Source organism: uncultured Eudoraea sp. (genome assembly GCF_947258525.1).
Lineage (GTDB): Bacteria > Bacteroidota > Bacteroidia > Flavobacteriales > Flavobacteriaceae > Eudoraea.
Map to the genome: position 1 here is coordinate 1 of NZ_CAMYIP010000188.1, position 10,526 is coordinate 10,526.

At 38.5% G+C, this 10,526-nt stretch carries 11 protein-coding genes; 2 read left to right on the forward strand and 9 right to left on the reverse strand.

Going from position 1 to position 10,526, the window contains the following annotated elements:
* Nucleotides 1-298 precede the first annotated feature (298 nt).
* The 7 genes from Q0X89_RS13840 to Q0X89_RS13870 form a co-directional block, all read right to left on the reverse strand.
* Nucleotides 299-1,714, reverse strand: a complete 1,416-nt coding sequence (locus tag Q0X89_RS13840) for a sugar porter family MFS transporter (RefSeq protein ID WP_297695175.1) — start codon at nucleotides 1,712-1,714, stop codon at nucleotides 299-301.
* A gap of 312 nt (nucleotides 1,715-2,026) precedes the next feature.
* Nucleotides 2,027-2,758: a DUF1080 domain-containing protein gene (locus tag Q0X89_RS13845; RefSeq protein WP_297695177.1), complete on the reverse strand. Its 732-nt coding sequence runs from the start codon at nucleotides 2,756-2,758 to the stop codon at nucleotides 2,027-2,029.
* A 41-nt stretch (nucleotides 2,759-2,799) separates the two neighbouring features.
* The gene (locus Q0X89_RS13850; protein ID WP_297695179.1) at nucleotides 2,800-3,243 is read right to left on the reverse strand and encodes a VOC family protein; all 444 of its coding nucleotides are present in this window, start codon (nucleotides 3,241-3,243) and stop codon (nucleotides 2,800-2,802) included.
* A 179-nt stretch (nucleotides 3,244-3,422) separates the two neighbouring features.
* Nucleotides 3,423-3,614, reverse strand: coding sequence for a hypothetical protein (locus tag Q0X89_RS13855; protein WP_297695180.1), 192 nt, complete (start codon nucleotides 3,612-3,614; stop codon nucleotides 3,423-3,425).
* A 202-nt stretch (nucleotides 3,615-3,816) separates the two neighbouring features.
* Complete coding sequence (locus Q0X89_RS13860; protein ID WP_297695182.1) at nucleotides 3,817-4,566, reverse strand: type II CAAX endopeptidase family protein; 750 nt, start codon at nucleotides 4,564-4,566, stop codon at nucleotides 3,817-3,819.
* 173 nt (nucleotides 4,567-4,739) lie between these two features.
* Entirely contained in the window at nucleotides 4,740-5,585 is an 846-nt protein-coding gene (locus Q0X89_RS13865; RefSeq protein ID WP_297695184.1) for an SDR family oxidoreductase, read from the reverse strand.
* 35 nt (nucleotides 5,586-5,620) lie between these two features.
* Entirely contained in the window at nucleotides 5,621-5,776 is a 156-nt protein-coding gene (locus Q0X89_RS13870; protein ID WP_297695186.1) for a hypothetical protein, read from the reverse strand.
* A 157-nt stretch (nucleotides 5,777-5,933) separates the two neighbouring features.
* Between Q0X89_RS13870 and Q0X89_RS13875 the strand changes: the two genes are divergently transcribed.
* Nucleotides 5,934-6,506 carry a hypothetical protein gene (locus Q0X89_RS13875; protein ID WP_297695188.1) on the forward strand — a complete coding sequence of 191 codons (573 nt, stop codon included), beginning with the start codon at nucleotides 5,934-5,936 and terminating at the stop codon, nucleotides 6,504-6,506.
* Nucleotides 6,507-6,627: 121 nt separating this feature from the next.
* Here Q0X89_RS13875 and Q0X89_RS13880 read toward each other — a convergent pair whose 3' ends face one another.
* A complete protein-coding gene (locus Q0X89_RS13880) occupies nucleotides 6,628-7,113 on the reverse strand; it encodes a DUF4440 domain-containing protein (protein ID WP_297695190.1) in 486 nt (161 codons plus the stop codon).
* A gap of 148 nt (nucleotides 7,114-7,261) precedes the next feature.
* Nucleotides 7,262-7,741, reverse strand: coding sequence for a hypothetical protein (locus Q0X89_RS13885; protein WP_297695192.1), 480 nt, complete (start codon nucleotides 7,739-7,741; stop codon nucleotides 7,262-7,264).
* Nucleotides 7,742-8,302: 561 nt separating this feature from the next.
* Between Q0X89_RS13885 and Q0X89_RS13890 the strand changes: the two genes are divergently transcribed.
* Nucleotides 8,303-10,111: a hypothetical protein gene (locus Q0X89_RS13890; RefSeq protein WP_297695194.1), complete on the forward strand. Its 1,809-nt coding sequence runs from the start codon at nucleotides 8,303-8,305 to the stop codon at nucleotides 10,109-10,111.
* Nucleotides 10,112-10,526 lie beyond the last annotated feature (415 nt).

Below are 10,526 nucleotides of genomic sequence, written 5' to 3' on the forward strand. Positions count from 1 at the left end.
TTTATCTTTCCCATTATTTCTCAGTTTATTTAGTTAGTCACAAGGATCCAAACAAAATTTAGCACAACGGTGAGTGCAAAATCCATTTCAGCGTGTTTTGTACATTTTTGGGTCCGTTTTTGCCAGCCAATACCAGCTGCTTGCTTACGGCTTTCTGAATGAAATAGGCATGAAAGCTTATAGAAATTCCTTCAACATCACCAACGCTCTCTATACTGCCAATATTGAAATCTATCCGTTCTAAATCCTTACTGAAATACTTCAGTAAAGAAAAGGTTTATAGTAGGAATTGTTTATTTCATTGCCCCATTTGTGCGGCGTGCTTTCTTTCCTCTGCTTCTTGTTCACGAGACATGTCTTCCAAACTTCGACCTTTGGTTTCTTTAACAAACGACTTGACAAAGAAATATGCCACTACGCCAAAGACTGCATAGACGCCATAGGAAACACCGAGTCCTAAATAGTTCAGCATAATAGGGAAGGTCATGGTTATAGTAAAGTTGGACCCCCACTGGGCTATTCCGCAAACGGCCAGCGCTGCTCCTCTGTATTGATTCGGAAACATTTCACCTAACATAACCCACATTACCGGACCCCATGAGGCTGCAAAAAACGCAATGTAAGCATTGGCAGCTAGTAATGCATAGGTGCCATTATTTCCTTCCAGAATAAGATTATTTGCACTATCTACGGTTGCCATTCCGAAAAGATAGGCAAGTACTCCCAGCATTACCGCCTGCCCGATAGAACCTACTAATAATAAAGGTTTTCTGCCAACCTTATCGATCAGAACTATGGCCACAATAGTGAATAAAATATTAACACTTCCGCTAATGACATTGGTAAGTAAGGCATCGGCCTCTGCAAAACCTGCGGCTTGCCAGAGTGTGGCGCCATAATAAAAAATTACATTAATACCCGTAAACTGTTGAAGTATCGCAATCCCGATACCCACCCAAACTAATGGATGAATTTTGCCGGTATATTTACTGATGATGTCGCCGAGTTTGGGGCGGCTATCCTCTCTTACCGTAGATTTTATATCCGCCACCTTTACTGTGGCTTCTTCCACATTGCTAATTGTAGAAAGTACTTTAAGCGCTTTTTCAGATCGGTTTGATGCCACTAAATACCTTGGCGATTCAGGGATGAAAAGCAACACAATTACGAATATAGCTGCCGGTAGTATTTCCGCCCAGAACATCCATGACCATGTTTGAAATCCCAACCAAAGCTCCTCTTCAGCACCACCGGAAAGCCCTACAAGTGAGTAATTACTCATAAATGCCACAAAAAGACCAATTACAATCATGAGTTGTTGTAAAGTGGCCAGACGGCCTCTGATTTTTGAAGGGGCAATTTCACTGATATAGAGTGGGGCCAATATACTGGCTGCACCTACCGCCAACCCACCAATTAATCTATAAATAACGAACTCCACGGAACCTTGCATTGGTTTTCTTCCGAACCTGTCTGCCAATGTACCGGCGAAAAAAGCACCCACAACACAGCCCAGGAGTACTGAGGCAACGTTAAACCCTGTGCCCGTGGCATCGGAGTTAAATGCGACCTGTAAGGCATCTACGGTACCATTTATTACTCCGCTGTCAAATCCAAACAAAAATCCACCTATCGCGGCAACGAATGCCAAAAAGATGACTTTAGGTAAATTGTAACTTTCAATGTGTGTGGATTCCTGTTGTTGATCACTCATTTTGCTTAGGGTTTGGTTAGGTATTCAGTTGCCCGTATAGGGTTTCTTTTCTTAGTGAGCCGAAGCTCAGGGTCATTTCAATTTGTGAATATAATGGATTATTTTTCAATTACCGAGATTTTTGGAGAATCTGATGGCATTTTGAGTTATACTTTTTTGTAGTATTTAGATTTTGTGCTTTTACACAGCATATTCAAGCATCACAAAAAAGTGAGATGACAATTTTACGATTCATAATGCTGGTTTTAATTGGAACCTAACGGTCTTGTGTATGAGCCTTCCAATGGTTAATATATGGTTCCTGGCTTTTAATTATGGTTCTAATTGATTTAGCACAATGTTTTTATACCAAATTTCAAAGGGGCCCCCTGAATGCGCCTGCAGGCATATATAACCGCTTGTTGGCACATCATCTTTCTCGGTGTATTTTGCTGTTGTAACACCATTGATTTTAATTTCAATATCCGGGCCATTGGCCGTAATATTAATCTCATTCCATTCCAGCGGATCAATAATTTCCTCAATGAGTTCTTTGTCAGCTACTTTATAAATTATGACAGGGAAGATATCTGGCCTGGGGTATCGTGAAGTATCGGGCCTGTTCTCATCGACCAGACTACCCCAAAGAGGATAAAGGCCCGTTGTATCTTTCGGTGTAAAATCAGAAAATTGAGGAATTGCACCGGCATCAATATATCCTATGTCGGCCTGATAGCCCATTACTTCATTAGAATTGGGTACGCGTTTAGCTCTGAAGCTTATTCCTCCATTGGTATTTATGTCGTTCGATATAAATTTAGCGGATAATTTCAATTCAAAATTTTCATACTTCTGTTCCGTACACAGGTAGTAACTTTCATCAATTGGTTTTTTTAGGTTACCACCAACTATGGCTCCCTCTTCCACTCTGAAAATAGTATTTGATCCTTCCCAGCCTTCAAGCGATTCCCCATTAAACAATTTAATTTCGTCCGATCTCCCACAGGAAATAAATAATACAATAGAAAAAAAGAAGGCAATTAGTTTTAAAATGTTTCTCATCATAATTCTGGTTTTATTGTTGATAGCCAGTATTGTACAATGTTTTATTTCCAACTCTGCAATTCAATCAAATTCCCTTCAGGGTCTCTCGAATATACAAAATTAATTTCTCCAACTCCTTCAACTTTTCTTTTCGTGATTTCACCAAATACGCTTCCCCCATTTTTTACCAAAATTTCAAGAATTGTTTCTACATTTTCAACCTCAAAAGCTATATGCCCATAACCTCTTTTGTTTGGGGGTATAAATTTATGATTTTCAATATTTTCGTATTGGTAAATCTCAAGGGTTGGTCCGTTTTCTCCGTATCCCGGAAGTAATAAATGTGCGCCTGCCAATTTGGCATTTTTTAAGCCAGTTCCTTTATCAAGCCATTCTCCGGATTGATTTCTAATAGGAGGAACAATTTTGCAATTGAAAGTTTTTATATAGAAATCTGCAAGTGCTTTCCAATTAGTGCTGACAATGTTCGTATGGGCGAATCTCATTTTAAGATTTTAATTTTATCCAGTTCAGAAATAGTCCATTCCAATCGATTCTAATTTCACAGAATTGTTGAATTTCTTAAATAATGTCATCGCAGTTTTGACAACTTTCCCTCATTACTTATTTCAAATTTCGCTCTTTTAAAATATTTTCTAATTCCTTGTCGTCATATTTTGAATTCTTAATCAATTTGTATGCAAAAAAACAAAGGGATTAGTGTAAAAAATCCTAAACTGTTTTTCGCAACACTGTAAATTACAATTCCAATCAGAAATCCAATTAAAAGGGCATATTTTATGGAGGTTGATTTCTTTTTTCTTGCTTCATCCAACAACTCCAGATCTGTTAATTCTGATAGTTCTTTTTGCTCCATTTTTTTTATAGTTAAGTTTTGTTTGAGGGGAGCGTTCGGTATTAAAGTACGACGGTTAATATAAGATTAATAACCCATTGCTGGCTTCATTCCTCTCAAACTACACGAAAGTTGTACCTCTCGACAAACCTTAAATTTACTGTTATACCGGTTATTATTTTTATAAATTGTTATGTCTTGATTTATTTCACTGGTTTTAGTTTTAGTTGCTTGCCAGATACAACTGTACCATAAGGATGGTATCCATATAAGCATGGGCTAATATCAAGACCCAAAGTCTTTTTTTTAGTTTAATATAACAGATACCCAACACTAAACCCATGAATCCTGTTTGAACTATTCCCATTGGTCCCCAGTCATAATGAATAAGCCCAAATATAATTGAACTAAGAATTATGGCAACAATGGTTGCTTTTTTGGTATTTTGTCCAAGTTCTGAGATTCTGTTTATCAGGAAAGCTCTATAAATGACTTCCTCTCCAAAAGAAGAGGCAATATAGACACCTCCTAAAGTCAAAAGAAGCATTCCTATATTATCGTTTAAGTAATCATATCCGCCCAGGTTTGAGCCTTCCGGGATACCTGTAATATTGGCCATAATAATAGACCCAATAACAAACCCCACTATGGCTAAAACCATAACTAAAACAGAGAGTAGGAAAACTTTCATGGCCTCGCTAACGGAAATGGATTTGAAAGTCAATCCAAAGTCACTCCATTTTTCACCACGAAGCCTCATACCTGCCCACACAAAAATTAACATCATAATATTTGCCGCCCATACTATTAATTGCTTTAGAATAAGATTATCGCCAACTAGAGGTAATATTAGGGCAACAAAAGCTACGACTATAAAAAATAACAAGAAGATTTCACCTAATTTAAATAGCCAATTTGTTTGCAATTGCTTTCCAATTTGGTTGCGAAAAGGTTGATTTTCTTCTAAATTCATTTCCTTGTTTTATTTGAGCATAATGGTATCGTATAAGTGCAGTTCGGGTTTTGAGTTACTAATTTTTAAGTATAGACGTTGGTAATTCTAACCTGCTACGCCTTACATAGTGTGTGGATTGGGATGTACTCGAATCCATTTTAATTGCAGTTATATTTTTGGAACCAGCTTCATTATTTTTTAAATGCTTTAATCATTGCTAAGGGTGATTTATGAACTCTTCCCGTAGCTTTTTCAAAATCAGATGGGACATCGTAAACGCCAATTTTTATTCCATTATAAATGCCTGCAATTACGGCTCCTATGAAATTACCTAACTCCGCTCTTCTCTCCTTTTCATAAATGTCAACCGGTACTGAGTTATATGTCAGGTTTGTATTAAACACCTGGTTGATAAGTTCAGTTAATTGTGTCTGTGTTATTGGTTCGCCTACTAAATTGTATGTATGCCCGTTATTCTTGTCGTTCAACAGCATTTGTGTATAAGCAAAACCTAATTCTTCTCTGCTGGTATAGCCACATTTTCCTTCATCCGCACAATTTCTAATCTCACCTTCTTTTACATAAATATCGATATACTCAAGGTCAGGTTCAATGTAAATTCCATTTCTCCCAATAACCCACTTCAATCCTGATTCTTTAACATCCTTTTCAGTCTGACGATTACTTTTTACTATTGGGCTAAATGAAGTTTCTTCTTCATCACCAATAATGCTTGTATACACTATTTTCCGCACACCATTCTGGATGGCTGCTTCAATTACGTTTCTATGTTGTTGGATTCTCTTTTCTGGATCGTCCATTCCTGAAATTAACAAGACCGAATCAATTCCTTTTAAAGCTAAAATAAAATCCTCACGGCTATTGTAATTCCCCTTTCTAACTTCAATTCCCAGGTGAGAAGCTTTTTCCGGTGTCCTAACAATCCCAATCACGTTCTCTTTGCCAATCTCTTTTTTTAGTCTTTTTACAATTGAAGAACCTAATTGTCCGCTTGCTGCTGTAACTGCAATTTTCATTTTCTGTTATTTATTATGGCTATTGTTGTAGACTGTTATTCACTGTCCTTAATCGACTTTAAAGTAAACTTGTCGTAGGCCTGCAGATCAAAAACTTTAGATGCGCCAGTATCTAACCACTTTTTGTAAATGAGTTTACCATTCATGTAAACATAGATTTCATTGTCCTTTGTCTCTTTTTTAAATGCCATAGTAGTGAGTAATTGTGTAAAACGGCCTCATGTATGCACTATTCCGTTTGTGATCTTAATTCAATTTAGTAAAATTGGTCAGAAATGACCTACATCATTTCATTTTATTTCACGGGTAAATAGATTTGAAGATATAAAACTTTTAAATCCCTTTATCATGAGAAATGTAAAATTATTTTTAACTGGTTTCGTAATCTTATTTGCAACAATTGGATGTGAGAAAGATGAAGTAGGTGAGGATGCACTTTATATGAAAGCATCCCTTAAAAAGTCTGAAGAAATGAAAACTGTTCCTTTTAAGGGGAACTTCATCTCCAGCCCTTCTGCGCAAGTTCCTATTGTATGTTCTGGAGATAACTTTCCCGGGACAACGGAACCTTTGGTTGCAGCAAAAATAAACAAGGTAGAAGGTAATGCCACTCATCTTGGTATCCTCGATGACATGAATTCCCCTTTGACTGCAGAGGCTTGTAACCTGGATCTCCAGGCGGGTATCCTGTCCGTTACCCTAAATATTACCTTTAAGAATAAAAAGGGCGACGGCATTCGTATTCTAGGGGTTTCCAATATATCTTTAGAGGGGCCTGCCTCTGGCAGCTATGAGGTGGTCGAAGGCTTTGGTAAATTCGAAGGTGCAACAGGTACTATCTCCACAACAGGTTTCTTCAATACAGAAACAGGGGTGGCAGAATTTCGTGCAGAAGGTAGTGTGACCCAACCCAATAGATAGACTTTTTCTGCTAACCAGCAAAAAGGCGACAAAATTGATAAATAACCTTCCCATATGGAATTTCATCTATATGGGAGGTTTTTTCTATTGATGGTAAGTTTTTTATTTGATTTAAGGAATATCAATCAGTAACATTTGATGACGCTACCTCCCGATGAAGTCTCCAGGTACCATCCTCACCTTTTTTTAAGATGGCTAAAAAGCTGTCTTTCAATTCAACCACATTTCCTTCACTATTCGTATAATATACACGACTAACACCAAGGTCATATGCAATACTGTCTGATGCAATTATTGTTTCTATAGGGGACATGATAATACTGTCATAGGGGAAAGGACCTTGGTTTTTACTTTCCTTGTACATTTCCATCCAATCGCTGCTTCCGGGTGAAATGATCTTAATGTCTGAAGTCGCGATTTTACCCATAGTTTCACCATCACCTTCTTTGACGGCTTTCATGAATGTCTGGCGTGTTTTTTCTATTGACGCCAATTCCGCCTGAATATTGATGGTTTGGGAATTTGAAAATTCTGGGTCTTCTTTGTGACTCTTTTCATTGCAGGAAACAAGAATCAGCACAAAAAAAAGAATTATTGAACTTCTCATATTTTAACATTTTTAAGATTATTCAAATTTAAAGATTTAGTCTAGGAGTATTGGTTTTTGGTCCCGATAGCTCCTTCTCCATAGTATTACTAAGGAGAAGCTATCGGGAGGGCATAATTGCTTTTATACATTGCAGTGAACTGCTTTTTTATTTTTTTTCTGGTTTATAGACATCTCGGAAAATCCTCCACTTATCTTTTTCTTTTTTCCAAACTAATAGGCACTCACCTTTATTCATTGGTGTACCATTGCTATGAAAAAACTCAACGTATGCATCTTCGATAATGATATTTTCATCACCCCACAAATTAATTATTCTGAATTTTATTCCAGTTATACTGTCTCTTGTCATCTCGTATACTTCTTTGACAATATTATTTCTGCCAGAATAAGCGCCAATTATCTTTGTGTCTAAAGTGTAAATGTCTCCAACAGCAATAGAATCTCCAATTTTTAATGCATCTTCAAATTCTTTGCTTCGTTGTTCCACAATTTTTGTTGCAGCTTCTAAATCAAATTTGTCATTGTTCTTATTTTCAAGAGGACTTGCCTCTGATTTTTCAGAGTTATTTCCGCATGACAGTGCAGAGAGTACAAGCATGCAAATAGTAAGTGATTTGATTTTCATATCGATTTAGTATGAATATATTTGAATTGTTTACTTGCACGTAAAATACATCTTTATATTCCGTTTTTGGAATGAAACCGATAAAAAATAACACCAACGTTTGTTGATTGCTTTACAAATAAAGGAGCATATATTAAGTACAACTATTGAGATTTAGGATTACAATAAAGGACTGGATTCATTTCATTGCTTCGCATGAAATGGGCCTTGGTAGTGGCTTTCTTTGTAGTATGGACTGGTTGTTTTTTTAAGATGATTTCGCTGAATAAATTTTGTGAGTCAATACACATATTGTAAAACTTTGACATTTTCCGGGTTCAGTGAAATTAGGAATTGAGTCTATTGCACATCCAAAAGGTACCCCCTCTAAATTGACCCCTGCGAGTATGTTTTTTTGGTTGCACCCCCATCTTTATTATACATGAACCATTAATCTTGCAATGCTAGAGCTGGTTTATCTTATAAAGTTTATGTACAGGCTATAATGCAAATAGAATAACAGACAAATTTATGACGGATAGAACAGGGCAAGCTTTCAGATTTTAGTATCTTGAGGTCAGCATGGATTTTAAAAAGTACTTTCAGGAACTCAAAAGGCGGAAGGTATTCAAAGCTGCCGTGGCCTACGTGGCCGTAGCATGGGTGTTAATACAGGTGGCCTCGGCCGTCCTGCCTGCCTTTGATGCGCCCCCCTTTTTACTGAAGGCATTGATCATTCTTCTTGCACTGGGGTTTCCAGTCAATTTAGTTTTTTCCTGGGTCTATGATGTGACGCCTGAGGGGCTTAAAAAAACAGATGAGCTACCAGATTCCACGGCCCCTTCTCAGTTCAAGGGTCGTCGTCTTAACAGGGTGATCATAGGATTTTTGTCTCTTGCGGTAATAATCTTGCTTTACAATCAGTTTGGGCGTTCTCAGACTAACAATGCTGAATCAGCCAGCACGAAGGCAACGGCAGATTCCACCATAAAATCCATTGCCGTTATGCCCTTTAAGGACAACAGTCCCGCAGCGGACCACGAATGGCTCGCTTCCGCATTGGTAGATGTTATCAATAATTCTCTGAAAAATATTAATGGACTCCGGGTGATCGCACGACCCTCGGTTGCCTATTTGGAGAGCACTAATTCCACACCTGTAAGCATTGCTGAAAACCTCGAGTTGACACATTACCTGGAGGGAAGTGTAATACGAATTGGAAATCGAATCAGAATCATAGTGACCTTAATTTCCAGTGATGATTTTTCCCAACTTTGGTCTAAAAATTTTGACGAGGACATGGCATCTATTAATGAAATTATTGATGAAGTAGCCTCCTCCGTTGGGCGTGAACTCAATTATGAGTTCAATTTATCAGAGATAAGTGTACCGGCTACTGAACGAACATCAAGTACAGAAGCCTGGGATCTATACCAAAAAGCAAAGTATGAAGGAAGTAAAGTCATTGGGGCAGAACCGACTATTGTAAGGGACTACCTCGAGCAGGCGATTAAACTGGATTCTTTATTCTTCGCAGCTTATGATGCATTGGGATATCACATATCATCTCAGTATACTTGGGACGGAGATTTAAAAGATGATTTTGAGAAAGATATCGAAAAAGCAAATTCATTATATGAATTCGTCATTCAAAAAGAGCCTTCTTATGGCATGCCCTACATTCACCTGGCTATCAATAAAATCTGGTATGAACAGGATCTTGAGGCATATGCACTTTATTTAAAAGGAGTGGAGTTAACTCCAGCAAAGAGAGGCTCTGGGAACCTCTTTTTACCCGCATTAGGGGATAATCCTGAAAAACATTACCAGTGGGCAATGGCTGGTATGAGGGAATCACCTTATGAGCCAAGTTCCTGGACAGCGAAGGGCCTGGCCGAGTATTTTACCGGTAGACACGATGCAGCGATCAAAACCTTTGAAGAAGCCATGAACAAGTTTACCAATGGCGTTATTCAGGGAACGGCCGTACGTGTATTTTATGCACTGGGTAAGTATCAGAAAGTGATCAATAGCGGCGAATCTTATTTTACCCAGGTTCCGAATTCGAGGCCCGCCCGAATACTGGGCTACCTTGCAGCAGCTCATTATAAACTAGGCAACCAGCAAGTATATGAATCCCTGATGGAAGAACTCAAAGAGCAGGCCGCCACTTCACCGATCGGCAGTCCAGCTTTTCATTTGGCCATGGTGAACGCTCAGACCGGCGATCACGAATCCACCTTTCAGTGGCTGGATAAGGCCATTGAGGATAAGGAAGTGGAACTTTTCTGGCTAAAAGTCGAGCCTCCCTTTCAACCCCTTTACAAAGATCCCCGTTGGGAGGAATTGATGGAAGAGATGGGGTTTAATGATATTCCAAAGATTTTTTAATATGCCGGAGTGAGGACTGGATTCATTTCGTTGCTGAGCAACGAAATGGGCCTTGGGGGTGGCTTTACAAAGAAAGGAGCATTTATTAAGTACAACTATTGAGATTTAGGATTAGAATAAAGGTCTGGATTGCTTCCTCTCCACTTCCGTTAAAACTTCAGTGGATCGAAAGCGGTCCCGATAGCTATCGGGAGAGCTTTACAAAGAAAACCAGATGGCATAAGCTTTGTATGGCGTTTGCTCAGTCTGAAAAAAGGACTGGATTCATTTCATGGCTTCGCATGAAATGGGCCTTGGGGAGTGGCTTTACAAAGAGAGCCAGATAATGCCAAGCATCGCACGGCGCTAGCACAGTCTGAAAAAAGGACTGGATTCATTTCATGGCTTCGCATGAAATGGGCCTTGGGGAGTGGCT

Coding starts and splice junctions, on each gene's coding strand:
- Q0X89_RS13840 (WP_297695175.1), bottom strand. CDS start 1,714: ATGAGTGATCAACAACAGGAATCCACACACATTGAAAGTTACAATTTA.
- Q0X89_RS13845 (WP_297695177.1), bottom strand. CDS start 2,758: ATGATGAGAAACATTTTAAAACTAATTGCCTTCTTTTTTTCTATTGTA.
- Q0X89_RS13850 (WP_297695179.1), bottom strand. CDS start 3,243: ATGAGATTCGCCCATACGAACATTGTCAGCACTAATTGGAAAGCACTT.
- Q0X89_RS13855 (WP_297695180.1), bottom strand. CDS start 3,614: ATGGAGCAAAAAGAACTATCAGAATTAACAGATCTGGAGTTGTTGGAT.
- Q0X89_RS13860 (WP_297695182.1), bottom strand. CDS start 4,566: ATGAATTTAGAAGAAAATCAACCTTTTCGCAACCAAATTGGAAAGCAA.
- Q0X89_RS13865 (WP_297695184.1), bottom strand. CDS start 5,585: ATGAAAATTGCAGTTACAGCAGCAAGCGGACAATTAGGTTCTTCAATT.
- Q0X89_RS13870 (WP_297695186.1), bottom strand. CDS start 5,776: ATGGCATTTAAAAAAGAGACAAAGGACAATGAAATCTATGTTTACATG.
- Q0X89_RS13875 (WP_297695188.1), top strand. CDS start 5,934: ATGAGAAATGTAAAATTATTTTTAACTGGTTTCGTAATCTTATTTGCA.
- Q0X89_RS13880 (WP_297695190.1), bottom strand. CDS start 7,113: ATGAGAAGTTCAATAATTCTTTTTTTTGTGCTGATTCTTGTTTCCTGC.
- Q0X89_RS13885 (WP_297695192.1), bottom strand. CDS start 7,741: ATGAAAATCAAATCACTTACTATTTGCATGCTTGTACTCTCTGCACTG.
- Q0X89_RS13890 (WP_297695194.1), top strand. CDS start 8,303: ATGGATTTTAAAAAGTACTTTCAGGAACTCAAAAGGCGGAAGGTATTC.